Annotated in this window: 15 protein-coding genes and 1 pseudogene; 6 read left to right on the top strand and 10 right to left on the bottom strand. The window is 72.7% G+C overall.

Features of this window, described 5'->3' with window-relative positions:
• Positions 1-245: 245 nt before the first annotated feature.
• Together OG738_RS38985 and OG738_RS38980 are read left to right on the top strand one after the other, a co-directional pair.
• Entirely contained in the window at positions 246-1,565 is a 1,320-nt protein-coding gene (locus OG738_RS38985) for a GH25 family lysozyme (protein ID WP_329048593.1), read from the top strand.
• A 35-nt stretch (positions 1,566-1,600) separates the two neighbouring features.
• Complete coding sequence (locus OG738_RS38980; protein ID WP_329048591.1) at positions 1,601-2,329, top strand: D-Ala-D-Ala carboxypeptidase family metallohydrolase; 729 nt, start codon at positions 1,601-1,603, stop codon at positions 2,327-2,329.
• A 62-nt stretch (positions 2,330-2,391) separates the two neighbouring features.
• On the opposite strand, the gene OG738_RS38975 is transcribed toward OG738_RS38980, so the two are convergent.
• The 6 genes and pseudogenes from OG738_RS38975 to OG738_RS38950 form a co-directional block, all read right to left on the bottom strand.
• Positions 2,392-3,345 carry a helix-turn-helix domain-containing protein gene (locus OG738_RS38975; protein WP_329048589.1) on the bottom strand — a complete coding sequence of 318 codons (954 nt, stop codon included), beginning with the start codon at positions 3,343-3,345 and terminating at the stop codon, positions 2,392-2,394.
• Positions 3,346-3,457: 112 nt separating this feature from the next.
• A complete protein-coding gene (locus tag OG738_RS38970) occupies positions 3,458-4,135 on the bottom strand; it encodes a response regulator transcription factor (RefSeq protein ID WP_329048587.1) in 678 nt (225 codons plus the stop codon).
• The gene (locus OG738_RS38965; RefSeq protein ID WP_329048585.1) at positions 4,132-5,367 is read right to left on the bottom strand and encodes a sensor histidine kinase; all 1,236 of its coding nucleotides are present in this window, start codon (positions 5,365-5,367) and stop codon (positions 4,132-4,134) included. The genes OG738_RS38970 and OG738_RS38965 overlap by 4 nt, the downstream gene beginning before the upstream one ends.
• A gap of 95 nt (positions 5,368-5,462) precedes the next feature.
• Positions 5,463-5,970, bottom strand: a pseudogene (locus tag OG738_RS38960) (ATP-binding cassette domain-containing protein); the annotation flags it as partial.
• Positions 5,971-6,167: 197 nt separating this feature from the next.
• Positions 6,168-6,989, bottom strand: a complete 822-nt coding sequence (locus tag OG738_RS38955; protein WP_329048582.1) for an alpha/beta fold hydrolase — start codon at positions 6,987-6,989, stop codon at positions 6,168-6,170.
• A 110-nt stretch (positions 6,990-7,099) separates the two neighbouring features.
• The gene (locus OG738_RS38950) at positions 7,100-8,713 is read right to left on the bottom strand and encodes a metallophosphoesterase family protein (protein WP_329048581.1); all 1,614 of its coding nucleotides are present in this window, start codon (positions 8,711-8,713) and stop codon (positions 7,100-7,102) included.
• A 143-nt stretch (positions 8,714-8,856) separates the two neighbouring features.
• Between OG738_RS38950 and OG738_RS38945 the strand changes: the two genes are divergently transcribed.
• Positions 8,857-9,111 carry a hypothetical protein gene (locus tag OG738_RS38945; RefSeq protein ID WP_329048579.1) on the top strand — a complete coding sequence of 85 codons (255 nt, stop codon included), beginning with the start codon at positions 8,857-8,859 and terminating at the stop codon, positions 9,109-9,111.
• A gap of 56 nt (positions 9,112-9,167) precedes the next feature.
• On the top strand, positions 9,168-10,229 hold the full coding sequence (locus tag OG738_RS38940; RefSeq protein WP_329048577.1) for a hypothetical protein: 1,062 nt from the start codon (positions 9,168-9,170) through the stop codon (positions 10,227-10,229).
• Between the two features lie 25 nt (positions 10,230-10,254).
• Here OG738_RS38940 and OG738_RS38935 read toward each other — a convergent pair whose 3' ends face one another.
• The 3 genes from OG738_RS38935 to OG738_RS38925 all read right to left on the bottom strand — a co-directional run bounded on the left by OG738_RS38935 (position 10,255) and on the right by OG738_RS38925 (position 13,136).
• Positions 10,255-10,941, bottom strand: coding sequence for an MFS transporter (locus tag OG738_RS38935; RefSeq protein ID WP_329048575.1), 687 nt, complete (start codon positions 10,939-10,941; stop codon positions 10,255-10,257).
• A 4-nt stretch (positions 10,942-10,945) separates the two neighbouring features.
• Positions 10,946-12,616, bottom strand: coding sequence for a long-chain-fatty-acid--CoA ligase (locus OG738_RS38930; RefSeq protein WP_329048573.1), 1,671 nt, complete (start codon positions 12,614-12,616; stop codon positions 10,946-10,948).
• Positions 12,617-12,695: 79 nt separating this feature from the next.
• On the bottom strand, positions 12,696-13,136 hold the full coding sequence (locus OG738_RS38925; protein ID WP_329048571.1) for a hypothetical protein: 441 nt from the start codon (positions 13,134-13,136) through the stop codon (positions 12,696-12,698).
• Positions 13,137-13,232: 96 nt separating this feature from the next.
• Here OG738_RS38925 and OG738_RS38920 point away from each other — a divergent pair, with 96 nt between their 5' ends.
• The gene (locus OG738_RS38920) at positions 13,233-14,006 is read left to right on the top strand and encodes a maleylpyruvate isomerase family mycothiol-dependent enzyme (protein WP_329048570.1); all 774 of its coding nucleotides are present in this window, start codon (positions 13,233-13,235) and stop codon (positions 14,004-14,006) included.
• 45 nt (positions 14,007-14,051) lie between these two features.
• Here the strand turns inward: OG738_RS38920 and OG738_RS38915 are convergent, their stop codons facing one another.
• Positions 14,052-14,702, bottom strand: a complete 651-nt coding sequence (locus tag OG738_RS38915) for a DUF4230 domain-containing protein (protein WP_329048568.1) — start codon at positions 14,700-14,702, stop codon at positions 14,052-14,054.
• 98 nt (positions 14,703-14,800) lie between these two features.
• Between OG738_RS38915 and OG738_RS38910 the strand changes: the two genes are divergently transcribed.
• The gene (locus tag OG738_RS38910) at positions 14,801-14,947 is read left to right on the top strand and encodes a hypothetical protein (protein ID WP_329048566.1); all 147 of its coding nucleotides are present in this window, start codon (positions 14,801-14,803) and stop codon (positions 14,945-14,947) included.
• The last annotated feature ends 45 nt before the right edge of the window (positions 14,948-14,992 follow it).

Below are 14,992 nucleotides of genomic sequence, written 5' to 3'. Positions count from 1 at the left end.
CAGGCTGGGCTGACCGGCTGCTGTGCCGGCTCCCAAAACCAGGCTGACGCGCGTGGCCGACCCGGCTGCCGCTGTCCGCGACACCGGATATTCCGCGGAAACACGGACCGCCCGGCGGGCGAGCGTCCCAGCGGCGTCCCACGAGGGTGGCGTTCCCGCTGGTCCGGCGGGGTGGGACTGTCCCGGCGTCCCGAGTTGGGCGCCGACCGGCGACCGGCGGGGTGGTCGCTGCCAGCCTCCTCGCCATGCAAAGACTCGCTCTGGCCGTCGCGGTGCTGCTGGTGGTCCCCGCCGGCGCCGCTACCGCGGTCGCGGCCGAACCCGTTGCGGTGTGCGGGCACACCAGTGCCCAGCCCACCCTGAAACCAGGGGCGACCGGTACCGCGGTCGCCGAGGCGCAGTGTGAACTGAACCTGGCGACCAAGGCGAGCCGGTACCCGCCCATCGGCGCGGACGGTTCCTTCGGCCCGGCCACCGACGCCCGGGTGCGGGTGTTCCAGAAGTGTGCCGCGCTGAGCGTGGACGGTGAGATCGGGCCGAACACGTGGGCCGCGCTGAACTCCTGGGCCGCGAAGCCGAAGAAGTGCGCCACCCAGGGCACGGCCGCCGCCGCGCAGAGCGTGGTGTGCGGTCATTCCACGGCCCGGCCGATCTTGCAGAGCGGGTCCACCGGCACGGACGTCAAGGAACTCCAGTGCCGGCTGAACCTCGCCATGGAACCGGGCCACTACCCGCCGCTGACGGTGGACGGCAACTTCGGGGACGGCACCCGCACCCGGGTGATCGAGTTCCAGCACTGCGTCAACGGCAGTGCCGACGGCGTCGCCGGGCCCACCACCTGGGCGAAGGTCGCCGACTGGTCCAGCCGCAACACCTACTGCACGCCGCCGAAGCCGGCGGGGCACCCCATCGACGGCGTCGACACGGCGAAGTACCAGCACCCCGGGGGCGCGCCGATCAACTGGGGCGCGGTGAAGGCGTCCGGCGTCGAGTTCGCGACCGTCAAGGCGACCCGCGGCCTCAACGTCACCGACGAGTACCTGGCCACGGACCTGCCCGCCGCCCGCGACGCCGGCCTGGCCGTGGGGCCGTACCACTTCTACACGGGCACCGCGGCCGGCACCGGCGGTGCGCAGGCGGACCGGTTCATCGCCGCGGTGAAGGCCACCGGGTACACCGGCAAGCGCGCCGGTGACCTGCCGCCCGTGTTCGACCTCGAGTGGAAGGACGACGGCTCCGGCGGCTGCCCGCCGTACGTCACGGTCGCCGACGTCAAGGCGTGGCTGGACAAGGTGCAGGCCGCGTTCGGCCGGACCCCGATCATCTACACCCAGAAATCGTTCCTGGACGCGTGCCTGGGCGGCACCACCGCGCTCTCGGCCTACCCGATGCAGCTCGCCGACTACCGCCAGTCCGTCACGCAGCCCGCGCTGCCCGCCGGGTCGAAGACGTGGCTGATGTGGCAGTACACCGACGCGGCCATCCCCGACGGCATCCCCGCACCGGCGACCGGAGACGTCTTCAACGGCACCCAGGCCGATCTCGACCAGCTCGCCAACCGCTGAATCCCCGCTAGGAAAGGACGAGAATGAGTCTCCCCATGAGCCGCCGCACGGTGCTCCGCGGCGCGGCCGTCATCGGCACGGCCGCGGTGGTCGGCCCGCTCCTGCTGACCGGCACCGCCGACGCGTACCCGTGGTCGCGCACCCTCACCGAAGGCAGCACGGGTGCCGACGTCACCGAACTCCAGATCCGCGTCGCGGGCTGGGCGGCCGATTCGCCCAGCCACAGCCGGGTCTCGATCGACGGCGAGTTCGGTTCCGGCACGGCGGCGGCCGTCCGCCGGTTCCAGGCGGCCTACGGCCTCGGCGCGGACGGCCAGGTCGGCCCGGCCACCCAGGCCGCGCTCAACGCGCTCGAGCAGAGCGACGGATCCACCGCGCACTTCAACTTCAGCGAATTCACCGACCGGGTGAGCGGCACCTTCGACGGCGGCAAGGTCAGCGCGGCCACCGCCAAGGAGAACGCCCGCCGCTGCATGTACAAGCTGGAGGCGGTGCGCAAGAAGCTCGGGAACAAGCCGATCACGGTGAACTCCGGGTTCCGCAGCATCGCGCACAACGCGGACATCGGCGGCGCCAGCGACAGCATGCACCTCTACGGCACCGCGGCCGACCTCAACGTGCCGGGCGTGCCCAACAAGACCGTCTACCAGAAGGCCGAGACCAGCGGGTTCTCCGGCCTGGAGACCTACAACACCGACCACCAGCACGTGGACAGCCGGGCCGACCTCGGCCGCGCGTGGTGGTGGGAGAACGGGACGGTCTGACGCCTCCGATCGGGCGCTGCCGCCGGAAACCTGGGGGTTCCGGCGGCAGCGATCCCGGCCGCTCAGTGCGGCTGCGGGCTCTGGAGGGCCGCCGAGCAGGACGGCCAGTCGTGGAAGTCGTGGTGCGCGCTCCACAGGCGGTGCGCCGCGTCGATGTTCCAGCCGGGGTCGAACGCCTGCCGCGGCGTGCCACCCAGGTCCAGCAGGCGGGCGTCGGAGATCTGGAAGATCCCCCAGTTGCGGCTGCCGTTCGTGTTCGGCAGCACCCACAGCGGATCGAGGAACGAGGCGCAGCGGGCGATCGCGACCGCGGTGTCCGGCGCCTCGGTGAACACGGCCCGGATCCGCTGCTCCACCATGGCCGCCGACCAGCCCGCCAAGCTGGTCCGGTGGTCGTACAGCGCGTTCTTGGTGGCGTCGTCGACCACGCCGCGGGCGGGCAGGCCGGCCAGCACCTGGAACGCGGTGACCCGGCGCAGCGTCTCGGGACCGAACGAGCCGTCGACCGAAAGCCGCCCCTGGGCCGCGACCAGCAGGTTCTGCACCTCGGTGACGCACTCGTCGTGCTGGCCCATGCTCACCGGCGGCCGGCAGGCCGGGGAGAACAGCATCCGGTCCGCGTACCGGCCGGCGGCCGGCGCGGATCCGTCGGTGGTGGCCCAGACCACGCCGCCCGCCAGCAGGAGCACGATCGCGATGGCCACCGCCGCGTACCAGCGTCGGCGTGGCGGGGGAGCGGCGTCTTCGACGTGCTCGGCCGGCGCCTCGTCGACCCGCCCGGCGTCGGCCAGTGCCCACAGCTGGTGCAGTTCGCGCAGTTCCTCCGCGGACGCGCCGCAGACCTTGGCGAACGAGTGGACCACGCGGTAGTCGGCGGGCACGCTCTTGCCCGAGCAGTACCGGTGCAGGCTGGAGCCGCTGGCCCCGGCCTGCCTGCCGAGACGTTCGTAGCCCTGCCCGCTGCGGTCCTTCAGCATGCGCAGGTAGGCGGCGAACTTGTCCGTGTGCGGTGTCACGGTGACTGGACCACCTCGCTCGGGCAGCGGACGACGGACGGAAACTAACACCGTCACGCCGCATCCCGGGCGGAAACCGGCGGATTGGGCCTCTCGGCGGCCCACCGGTTCCTCAGCCGGGCCGGACGAGACCGACTTCGTAGGCCAGCACCACCGCCTGGACGCGGTCGCGGAGCTGGAGCTTGTTCAGGATGCGCCCGACGTGGGTCTTGACGGTGCCCTCGGACAGCACGAGCTCTTCGGCGATCTCGGCGTTGGACAGGCCGCCCGCGACCTTGGTCAGCACCTGCAGCTCGCGTTCGGTCAGCCGGTCGAGACCGCGTTCCGTGGCCGGTCCGGCTTCGTCCGGGCGCGCGGCCGGGTCCGGCAACTGCGCCGCCATCGTGTCGAGCAGCCGCCGGGTGACGCTGGGTGCGACCACCGCGTCGCCGGCGGCGACCGCGCGGATCGCCGAGAGCAGGTCCTCCGGGGGCACGTTCTTGAGGAGGAAACCGCTCGCTCCGACCTTGAGGCCGGGGAAGGCGTACTCGTCGATGTCGAACGTGGTGAGGATCAGCACGCGGGAGCGGCTGTGGGCCCGCACGATCCGGCGGGTGGCCTCGATGCCGTCCATGCCCGGCATCCGGATGTCCATGAGCACCACGTCGGGGTCGAGCTCGGCGGTGCGGGCGAGGGCGGCCTCGCCGTCCGCGGCCTCGCCCACCACGCTCAGGTCCGGTTGCGATTCGAGCACCAGCCGGAAACCGAGCCGCAGCAACGGTTCGTCGTCGACGAGCAGGATCTTGATCACGCCGGCACCTCCTGCGCGGGGTGGCCGGCGCCGACCCGGGCGGTGACCTTCCACCCGCCGGCGGGCCGGGGTCCCGCTTCGACTTCGCCGCCGAACACCGCGACCCGCTCACGCATGCCCGTCAGCCCGTGGCCGGGCGCGCCGGTCCCCGGCCGCGGTCCGACGCCGTCGTCGACCACCTCGAGGGTGACGAACGGGTCGTCGTAGGCGATCCGGAGCCGGGCCCCCGAAGGGGTCTTCGCGTGCTTGAGCACGTTGGTCAGTGCTTCCTGGGCGATCCGGTACACGGCGAGCCCGGCCGTCGGGGAGAGCGGGAACGGCTTCCCGGTGACCGTCCATGTCGTCGGCAACCCGGCCACCCGCACCTGCTCGACCAGCTCCTCGACCTGCGCGATCCCCGGCTGCGGGGCCCGGGGGCTCTCGTCGCCGTTGCTGCGCAGCACCCCGAGCAGCCGGTGCATCTCCTCCAGCGCCTGACGCCCGGTCGTCCCCACCAGCCGCGCCGCGGTCTCGGCGTCCGCCGCGCCCGTCCGGGCGGCGAAGGCCGCCCCGTCCGCCAGGGCGACCATCACCGACAGGTTGTGCGCGACGATGTCGTGCATCTCGCGGGCGATGAGCGCCCGCTCGCGGGCCGCGGCGAGCTGGGCCTGCTGGTCGAGGTCGCGTTCGGCGCGTACCGCGCGGTCCCGCAGGAACACCAGGTAGGCCCGGCGCGTGCGGATGTTGACCCCGAGCACGAAGGCCGCGACCACGACCGCGAAGACGACCACGAAGTGCGCGACGACCTCGGCGAACTCGTCGTGGCCCCACACTTCGACCGCGACGAGGACCGCCAGCAGGAGCACCGCGAACTGCGCCTGCTTGCGTCCGGCGTAGGCGCCCACCGTGTACACCGCGACCAGCACGCCGACCGACACGGGCGGCAGCTCGGGCCCGAGCGCCCCGAGCAGCAGCGAAAGCCCGCTGACCACGCCGAGCACGGTCAGCGGGAACCTGCGCCGCAGCGCCAGCGTGGCCACCAGCACCAGCCCGATGCCGACGAGGTACGGGCGCGTCCCCGCCACCACCCCCCGGTGCCCGCCCAGCACCGCGAGCGGCAGCAGGCAGCCGGCCAGCAGGACGTCCACCACGATCGGGTGGCGCGCGGCGAGGACGCGCCATCGCTCGGCGCCGGGCCAGGCGGCCAGCAGGCCGTGCTCGGACACCGGCCACGCGGAAGCGGGTTCGGTCACGCCGACATCATCCCTCGCCGGGCGTCACGCGTCGCTTGGGCAGGACCGCGGCGGCCAGCACGGCGACGGCCGGACCGACTTGCGGGACGCCTGCCGATGAACTCCTCGACCGAGGTGTCGGCGATGAGCCGGCCCTTGCCGATCACGATCAGGTGCTCGGCGGTGAGCGCCATCTCGCTGAGCAGGTGCGAGGACACCAGGACGTGCGGCCCTCGGCCGCGAGGTCGCGCAGCAGCCGGCGGATCCACAGGATGCCCTGCGGGTCCAGGCCGTTGACCGGCTCGTCGAGCACCAGGTCGCCGGGTCGCCGAGCAGGGCGGCGGCCACGCCGAGGCGCTGGCCCATGCCCAGGGAGAAGCCGCCGACGCGCTTGCCCGCCACGTCGGTCAGGCCGACCAGGTCGATCTCCTCGACGCGGCGCCGGGGGATCCCGGTCGTGAGCGCCAGTGCGAGCAGGTGGTTGTAGGCGGACCGTCCGGTGTGGACGGCCTTGGCCTCCAGCAGCGCACCGACCTCGTGCAGGGGCGCGGGATGCCGGTCGTACCGCCGGCCGTTGACGGTGACCTGGCCGGACGTCGGCGCGTCGAGCCCCATGATCATCCGAGCCGCTCACCGTAGCGTTTGGACACTGCCGGTGCCTCGATCATGCTGCCTCGTTCCCGTCACCTTGGATGGGAGGGAAACTAGGGCCGCGCCCGACGCCTGGTCGACTGCCTCGGAGCCGATCTCGAAGCGCCGGTGGTGCTACTTCCGGCGTACGTCCTGTCCCGGAAGTAGCACGGCGCGCCCCGGCACCGGGCTCAGCGGGGTTCGCCGGGCTTCCGCACGCTGTCGACGAAGTCCTCGAAGGCGGCGAGGGTGGCGTCGAGCTGCTCGATCTGCGGGAAGTGGCCGGCGTCGGGGATGGGCACGAACCGGCTGTCGGGGAACTCCCCGGCGTAACCACGGCCGTAGCCGATCGGCGTGATGTGGTCCTGCTCGCCCCAGATCACCAGCACCGGCAGGGTGACGCGGTGCAGCCGGGCCCGCAGCGCCGGGTCGAAGGTGAAGTGCTCGCCGCCGTAGCGCGCCAGGGCCACCTGGTTGGCGGCCGCGCCGGCGCGCTGCGCGTCGGACATCGCGGCGAAGTCGGGCCGGAACGCCGCGTTGGCGAACGACAGCTTCCCGATCTCGGCCGGGTCGATCAGCCGCGTGTCGACGATCCGGTTCGCGGGCAACTCGGCGTGGATGCCGCAGGCGTTCACCAGCACGACGGCACCGATCCGCTGGTGGTTGTCGCGCAGGGCCATCTCGGCGGCCACCCAGCCGCCGACCGAGTTGCCGAGCAGGGTGACGTCGGACAGGTCGAGCAGATCCAGCAGGTCGAGGTAGGCCTCGGCGAGGTCGGCGACGGTGGCGACCGTCGGCTGCCCGGGAGTGCCGTTGAAGCCGGGGTAGGTCGGGACGATCACGTGGGCGTCTTCCGACAGCGCCGTCGCGAAGCCGGTGAGGGTCTGCGGGCCGGCTCCGCTGTGCAGGGCCAGCACCGTCCGGCCGCCGGTGTCGCCGTATTCGGTGATGGTCAGGGAGGTGCCGGTCGGGAGGGTGACGGTGCGCGGGGCGGGGATCGCGGGAGCGGACATCGTGGCGAAGCCTTTCGTGAGAGTGGACTCGCATCAACGTAGTGAACTCTCACCACTTATGCAAGTGCGCTCTCACGAAGAGGCGTGGGCCGCCGCCCCGGCACCGAGGGTCAGGCGTCCGAGCGGGGGCGTCGCAGGGTGAAGGTTTCGAAGGCCTTCAGGGCGCCGTCGGTGCCGACGACGTCGTAGTAGGTCACCTGCATCGTGGTCACCCCGCCGCGGCGCGTGCCCGGGTCGACGGTGAAGGCCGCGAAGCCGTACGAGTTCGCCGCGTCGCGGACCGCCGACCAGGGGGCGTCCTCCGTGACGTACACCGGCGGCCGCTTGCCGGTCTTCGGGTCCGGATCGCCGACCTTGGTGATCACCCGGCAGCGGGGCGGGGTGAAGAACAGCTGGTTCGACGGCGCCGACGTGCCGCCACCACCGAGGACCATGTGGACGGTGCCCTTCGTGGTGTCGACGACGTCGGTGCGGGTCGACGCCGGCACCGGGGTGCGCGTCGGGTTCGCGGCCGCGCCGCGGATCGGGTGCGACCGCTCGTAGTGGTGCTCGTGGCCGCAGACGACGAGGTCGACGCCGTAGCGGTCGAACAGTGGCACCCACTCCTCGCGGATGCCGAGGTCGGCTCCGTTGAACTGGTCGGCGGTGCTGATCGCGACCTGGTGCATGCAGACGACCACCCAGTCGACGCCGCGGTCGGCCCGCGCCGCCGCCAGTTCCTTCTCCAGCCACGCTTTCTGCGCGCCGCCGGAGTAGCCGCGGACGTAGGAGTTCCCGCCGTCCTGGTAGCAGATGTCGTCGTTGGCCAGGCTGATCACCCGCACCGAGCCGACGGTGAAGGAGTACCAGAGGCCGCGGGTGGTCTCCGTCTGCCCGGCCGCCGCCGGCACCGAGAAGTACGTCTGGTAGGCGGCGTAGCCGATCGGGCCGTTGCCCAGCTCGTTCTCGTGGTTGCCGGCCGCGGGCATCCACGGCCGGTTGCGCGCGCTGCGGCTGTTGTTGGTCCAGAAGTCCCACCAGGTCCGGACCCGGTCGGTGGCCAGGTTGGCGTAGCAGAGGTCGCCGTTGAAGAGATGGAACAGCGGCCGCACGCGCTCGACGCCGGCGGTGGTGTCGCCCGCGGCCGGCGAGCCGAGGTTGTCGTTGACCAAGGGCGGGTTCGGCAGGGTGACCCCGGCAGGCGGCACGTAGCGCTTGCCGAGCGTCGGAGTGCCCTGGTCGCCGAAGCTGGTGAAGGTGAACTTCGCGCGGCCGCGCGGCGCGGTGTGGAACGTCGCCAGCACCGGCTCGGCGCCGTCGTGCAGCGCCGCGTAGAGGTACTCGCTGTCCGGCTGAAGCCCGCGAAGCGACGCGTGGAAGGCGTAGACGACCTGGCCGGACTTCGCGTCGGTGTAGCTGACGGTCTTGGCCGGGACGCTGCGTTCGTACCGGCCGTCGGCTCGGCCGAGGAGCACCCGGGCGTTGCGCGCCGGCTGGAGCGCGTGCCACGAAACGACCACCTCGCCGGCGGCGTCGGCGCCGAACTGCAGGTGCAGCCCGGCGACGGCCGGGGTCTTCGCCGGGTCGCCGCCGGTCGTGGTGAGCTCGACGGCGGCCGGCTCGGCGTCCGCGGTGCCGGCGAGCGGCCCGGCGGCGAGCGGCCCGGCGGCGAGCGCGACACCCGCGGCGGTGAGGAACCCGCGGCGGCTCACGTGGTGGGTGAAGATCTTCTCGTCGTCAGTCATCCGGACACGCTCGTCCACCGGCGCCGCGCTTTCCACCCCGTCCCGGTGAACGGCTCCGAAACGAACGTGGGCCGGCGGACCGGCAAGCTCCTTTCCGGACCCGAGCCGCCGCAGCGGCCCGTCGGGCGACGCCGGATCGGACCATGGCGAAGCTGATGCTGCTGTCCGCGGCGTCCGCCTGGGTGGTGGCCCGGGTGCCGGCGCCGAGCACGGTCACCCGGCGCTGGCCGATGACCTCGACCGGCCAGTCGGCGGGCGGCGACGGGCAGCCCACGGTGAAGGCCGAGTTCGCGTGGATCGAGCCCGAAGTCGCGCGCTGGGCCGCGACGGTGCCCGAGGGGCTGCTCGACGCGGACGTGTGGCTCACGCCGGTCGAGTGCGGGCCGCGGCCGCGGTGACCGCGCCCGGTACTCTTCCGCGGCTGGGCAACTCGACGGACTGGGGACCTTGAACCATGGACATCGCGGCCGACGCGGGCAGAGTTCGCGTCCACGAACCTGTGCCGAACGTGCCGTCGGGAGCCGAGGCGCTGTTCTCCGGGTACGTCGGGCGGCTGACCTCGACGACCGTGCTGCGCATGGGACTCAACTGCGTGCTGCTCGCCCTCGGTGTCGTGCTCGTGGTGACCGACCGGCGGGGCAGCGCGCTGGCCTACTTCTACTTCGCCGTCTTCGGCAGCTCGCTGGCGATGTGGATCTACACGATGAGCGTCTACCAGCGGCTCCGGCGCCACTTCGGGGAGCCGTACCACCGCCTCGACGTCGCCCCGGACGGGTTGCTGGCCAAGGGTTCGCGGGTCGGTGTGCGGTTGCCGGACGGGCGGTGGCTGCGGACCCGGCTCCCCGGCGGGGCGAAGGTGCAGCTGGCCGGCGAGCGACGGCTGTGGGTGCTCGGCACCGGCGGGCGGGTGTTCGTCCGCCTGCCCGGCGCGATGTGGGTGCGGGCCGGGCGGATCGAGGACGCGCCCATCGCGGGGGCGACGCCGGTGGAGCTCGTCTCGCGCCGCCCGACGCCGCCGAGGCTTGATCCGGTGCTCGCCGCGCAGCGGGCGTTCCAGGTCCGGCGGACGCTCGTCTCCGCGGTGGCGTTCCTGGTCATCGGTGCCGCGGGGTTCGCCATCGTCTCGACCCTGCAGGGCGACCCCGACGGCATCGCGTGGCCGGCCGCCGTGGGCGGCGTCGCCGGCGGCAGCGCGGTGTGCGTGATGCTGGCTGTGCTGATGATCGTGGGCGTCCTGCGGATCCGCCGGCCGATCACCGAGGAGATCTGGGTGGAGCTGCGGATCGCGCTCGACACGCAGTTCGTGCCGCGCACCCGCGGCGTGGTCCGGCTGACGGGCTGGGCACTGCACCCGGACGGGCGGCAGACGCGGTTCCGGCTCGTCGCCGACATCTCGCTAGCCGCGAACGTGGCGACCACCGGGCAGCTGTGGCTGCTCGGCTACCCGCGACCGGGCAAGCCCACGAAGGCGGGCCTGCCGGGGTATCCGTACGCAGGCAGCTTCCGGCTCGCCTGAACCGGAAGCGGGTGACCCGCCGGCGTCACGCGCCCGGTTGCCAGGGGCCGCCGGTGAACCCGGCGGGCCCCGCCGGCGGGTACGGCACGGGCGGAACCGGGCGCTTGGCCGCGGCGAGCTTGACGAAGCCGACGACCGCGTTGGCGATGAGCGCGATGAACAGGAACGGAATCGCGACGAGCTGGATCACCCGGAACCCCACCACTTCGGAGATCAGCTGGCCGATGACCGGCGCGAGCACCAGTGCGACCACGGCGAGCGCGGCGGTCACCCCCGCGAGGACGCCGCGTCGTTCGCGGACCTTCAGGATCAGCGCGACCGTCGCACCGGCGGCCGCGCCCGTGCCGAGTCCGGAGAGGGCACGGCCGGCCAGCAGGAGCCCGCCGGCGTCGGCCAAGGCGGCCAGCAGGACGCCGAAGAACAGGAAGCCGAGCGCGGGAATGGCCACCGCCGTGGGGAAGCGGGCGCCGAGCAGGAGCCCGGCGGGCACCGTGAGCGCCGTCCCGACCAGATACGAGACCAGCCCGATCAGGAGCAGGCTCTGGCTGGACAGGTGGAACTCGCGCTGGATCTCCGACATGCCGTCGAACCGGTAGATCACGGTCAGCATGAACAGCCCGATCAGCGCGGCGGACCCGGGGCCGAGCACCTGCCACCAGGCCGGCGTGGCGACCGGGCGAGTGACAGACTGCGGTGGCGGCGTCACGTACATGGGCTCACCGTAGAGCTTCGAGCCCCGGCCCGGACGGCGTTGGCGGAAGTGGTCCGTCGTGATCACGCACCGCGCCGGGCGACGGCCGGCTCGACCACTCAGGGCGACGAAGACCCGCCTCGCGGACGGTGTAGGCGATGTCCTGCCCCGCGCGCTCCCAGATCACGTCGGGGCAGTCCAGGCCCTCGGCGGACAGCCGCCGCTTGACGACCTTGAACGTCGACGTCCGCGGCAGCTCACGGACCGTGCGCACGTACCGGGGTACCTGCTTGGGCCCGAGATCGGTTTGGCCGGCGAGAAAACGGCCGAAATCGGCGGGGTCCAGGGTGCCGTCGGTGACGATCGCGGCCATCACCTGGTCCCCGGTCACCGGGTCGGGCACCGCGTAGACGGCGGTGTCGGTGATCGCGGGGTGCCGCAGCAGGATGCGCTCGATCGGCGCGGTGCCCAGGTTCTCCCCGTCGACGCGCAGCCAGTCGCCGAGCCGCCCGGCGAAGTAGCAGAACCCCTCGGCGTCGGCGTAGGCCAGGTCACCGGTGTGGAACCGGCCGTCGCGCAGCCGCTCCGCGTCGGCCGCGGGGTCACGGTAGTACCCGGCGAACCAGCCGGCGCCCGCGGTGTTGACCAGTTCGCCGACGGCTTCCTCGGCGTTGAGCAGGTGGCCGCCGGCATCGAACGCGGCGGGCGGGCACGGGCGGCCGGTGTGCGGGTGCAGGATGGCCACGTCCTCGGCCGGCCTGCCCAGTGAGCCGGGCGGCGTGTCGTCGGTGCGGGCGAACCCCACGCCGCCCTCGGTGGAGCCGAACGCGTCGACGACCTTGCAGCCGAAGCGTTTCCCGAACGCGGCCAGGTCCGCGCTCGCCCCTTCGTTCCCGTAGACGAGGCGCAGGGGGTTGTCCGCGTCGTCCGGGCGCGGGGGAGTGGCGACCACATAGGACAGTGGCTTGCCGACGTAGTTGGCGTAGGTCGCGCCGAACTTCCGGACGTCGGGCAGGAAGCCGGAAGCGGAGAACCGGCGGCGCAGGGCGATGCCCGCGCCGGCCGCGAGCCCGACCGCCCAGCCGGCCATGACGGCGTTGGAGTGGAACATCGGCATCGTGACGTAGACGGTGTCCGATGTGGACAGTCCGAAGCGCTGGGCGAGCATCGCGCCGGGAAACGCGATCTTGCCGTGGGTGCAGCGCACGGCCTTCGGGTCGCCGCTGGTGCCGGAGGTGAAGATCAGCATGAGCAGGTCGTCCGCCGACGCCGGGACGGGCTCGATCGGGTCGTCCGCCGGCGGTGGCCACGATGCCAGGTCCCGCACGGCGATCCCGCCGAGGTCCAGGCCTTCCAGCAGGGGCCGGTACTTCCGCTCGGCGAGCACGACCTGGCAGTCGGCGAGCCGGACGTCCCGCGCGAGGGCCGCACCGCGCCGGGTGGGGTTGAGCCCGACCAGCACCGCCCCGGCGAACGCGCAGGCGCCCAAGAGGACGGAGAACGCCGGCACGTTGTCGGCCAGGATGCCGACGTGGGGCGGTTCGTCCGGGCGCAACGTCGCCCGGAGGCTGGCCGCGTGGCGGGCCGAAGCCCGGACGTGCTCGGCCCACGAGTACGTCTCGTCTTCGAACCGCAGGCCCGGCCGCTCGTCCCCGGCGCGGGCCAGCAGCAGCTCGGTCACCGTCGGGACGCTCACCCGCGCACCTCCCCGCAGCCGTGGTCGGAAGTGAAACACGTTCTACTTCTACCACGGTGACCGCCGGAGGGTCTACGGCTCAGCGGCGGCCGGTGGCCAGGATGACCAGGAACTGGCCGCCGCCCGGCTCGGTGGTCGCGGTCACCGGCAAGCCCGGTACCAGGCGCGAGAACCGGTCCACCAGCCAGTCCGCCGCCTCCCGGGCGTCCTGCTCGGTCGGGCAGCGGGCCACCAGCTCGCGGCCGCCCTTGCGGTCCAGCCGGCCGGCCACGGTGATCAGCGGCGCGGGGTCGGCCACGTGCAGGCGATCCGGCCAGGCGATGACCACCTTGACCGCGCCCTTGCGGGTGTTGCACCCGCGGTGCGCGAGCCGCTCGGCGACCTTGGCCTTCCGATCGGCGGTCCGGCTGTCGACGCTCGGCCCTCGCGGGTCGTTCACCGACCTGCCGGGGTCGACCGGTTCGTCGCACACCCAGCACCGCCAGCCGTCGCGCTCGGCGACGTCATCGAGGAGACTCACCCGGGCAACCTAGCCTGCCGGGCCACCGTCCCGCGCACCGCACTCGGGCACGGTGATCCGTGGAACACACGGGTCCGTTCGGGAGTTGAGCGTGGCATGAGCCAACTCGTGGACCGCACGATCACCGCCCTCCGGGCCGAGGCCGACACGCTCGCCGGCCTCGTCCGCACCCTCACCGACGACCAGCTGGCCGCCCCCAGCGGCGCCGCGGAGTGGACCGTCGCCCAGGTCCTTTCCCACCTCGGCAGCGGCGCGGAGATCGGCCGCGCGCCCATCGCCCGGGCCCTCGGGGAGACCGTGGCGGCCGAAGACAACCAGGCGATCTGGGCCCGCTGGGACTCCGCCACGCCCCGGGCGCAGGCCGAGGGCTTCCTGGAGCACAACGGCCGCTGGCTCGAGACGGTCGAGGCGCTCACGCCCGAGCAGCGGTCGTCGCTGACCGTCGACCTCGGCTTCCTGCCGGAGCCGGTCCCGCTGGCGACCGCACTCGGCATGCGGCTCAACGAGGTGGCCAACCACTCGTGGGACGTGCGCGTGGCCTTCGACCCGGAGGCCGGGGTGGCCGCGGGCTCGGCCGCGGTGCTGGTCGACCTCCTGGCCGGTCCCGTGGGCTTCATGCTGGGCTGGCTCGCCAAGCCCGCCGAACTCGCGAACCCGGTGTCCGTCGCGGTCCCCGGCGGCGCACTGGTGATCGACGACGCGGTCACCGTGGTGGACCACCTCGAGTCGCCTTCGGCGACGTTCGACGGACCGGAGGAGGCGTTCGTCCGGCTGGTCAGCGGCCGTCTCAAGGCGCCGTACGACCAGGGCGTCACCGTCGAGGGCGCGGTCACGCTCGACGACCTGCGCCGGGTGTTCCCCGGCTTCTGACGGAATCGGCGGGCCCGGCGACGCCAGTGACGTCGCCGGCCCGGCTCAGCCGGCGGTGTTGTCGGCGTAGTTCACCGTGACGTTCTTGAAGCCGAGTGACTGCAGCAGGCCGATCAGCATCGTCTTGGTGTTGCGCTCCGCGTCGGCCACCAGCGAGCTCTTCGCGGCCGCGGCCTGGATCTCCTTCTGGGCGAGCTCGTAGAGCGCCTGCTGGGAGTTCGGGTTCCCGTTGAGGAAGTCGTTGATCCGGGTGAACAGGCCCTGCTGCTGCGCGTACACGTGGGACTCGTGGACGTCCAGGGTCGCCGGTTCGAGTTGCGCGTGCCCCAAGGTGATCGTGGCGGACAAGCGGTCGTCGGAGACCTGGACCGCGTTGCCCTTCAGCCGCGAGAAGTCCACGAAGGCGTTGTCCTTGCCGACGCCGATGAACATCGTGTCGCTGCCCACCAGGAAGCTGGGGAGGACCGAGCTGGTCGTGATGTCGACGACCACCTGGAACGAACCGCTCGCCGCCTCGTAGCGCGAAAGCTCGACGATCGACTGCAGCAGCACCGGACCGGAGTGCTCCTCGGTCTGTTCGGCGAACGGATTGCGCAGTTGGGGTAACAGGTGAACCGCCGATGCGACGAGTGCCGCGCCGGCCAGGACCACCACTGCCACCGCCACGGCGACGAGCCGTTTTCCCCAAGCGCCCATACCGGGAACATTACCCACGCCGCCGCCGGGCCAACCGATCTCCGGGGGTACGGTGTGGTCGCTCGCCTGGCCGGCACTCCGACGAGGAGGGAACCGTCGTGCGCAAGTCCCTGTGGCTGTGGGTCCTGCTGATCCTGCTCGCCATCCTGGTACTGGGCCTCATCTTCGGCGGCTGGCGCAAGGGCACCAAGATCGGCGCGCCCACCCCGGAGCCGGCGGCGTGGAGCGCGTCCCGGACGGCCTGACGCGCATCAACCGGCCGCGCGGGCTGATCCCGGCCCGGCTCCCGG

This window comes from Amycolatopsis sp. NBC_01488, assembly GCF_036227105.1.
In the GTDB taxonomy this organism is placed as follows: domain Bacteria; phylum Actinomycetota; class Actinomycetes; order Mycobacteriales; family Pseudonocardiaceae; genus Amycolatopsis.
Note: the sequence above shows the minus strand (reverse complement) of the source record. Positions and strands in the feature narration are given on the sequence as shown.

Excerpts from the sequence above, each read along its gene's own strand:
- OG738_RS38940 (WP_329048577.1), top strand. The coding sequence starts at position 9,168 with ATGGACATCGCGGCCGACGCGGGCAGAGTTCGCGTCCACGAACCTGTG.
- OG738_RS38950 (WP_329048581.1), bottom strand. The coding sequence starts at position 8,713 with ATGACTGACGACGAGAAGATCTTCACCCACCACGTGAGCCGCCGCGGG.
- OG738_RS38980 (WP_329048591.1), top strand. The coding sequence starts at position 1,601 with ATGAGCCGCCGCACGGTGCTCCGCGGCGCGGCCGTCATCGGCACGGCC.
- OG738_RS38945 (WP_329048579.1), top strand. The coding sequence starts at position 8,857 with ATGGCGAAGCTGATGCTGCTGTCCGCGGCGTCCGCCTGGGTGGTGGCC.
- OG738_RS38935 (WP_329048575.1), bottom strand. The coding sequence starts at position 10,941 with ATGTACGTGACGCCGCCACCGCAGTCTGTCACTCGCCCGGTCGCCACG.
- OG738_RS38915 (WP_329048568.1), bottom strand. The coding sequence starts at position 14,702 with ATGGGCGCTTGGGGAAAACGGCTCGTCGCCGTGGCGGTGGCAGTGGTG.
- OG738_RS38985 (WP_329048593.1), top strand. The coding sequence starts at position 246 with ATGCAAAGACTCGCTCTGGCCGTCGCGGTGCTGCTGGTGGTCCCCGCC.
- OG738_RS38955 (WP_329048582.1), bottom strand. The coding sequence starts at position 6,989 with ATGTCCGCTCCCGCGATCCCCGCCCCGCGCACCGTCACCCTCCCGACC.
- OG738_RS38920 (WP_329048570.1), top strand. The coding sequence starts at position 13,233 with ATGAGCCAACTCGTGGACCGCACGATCACCGCCCTCCGGGCCGAGGCC.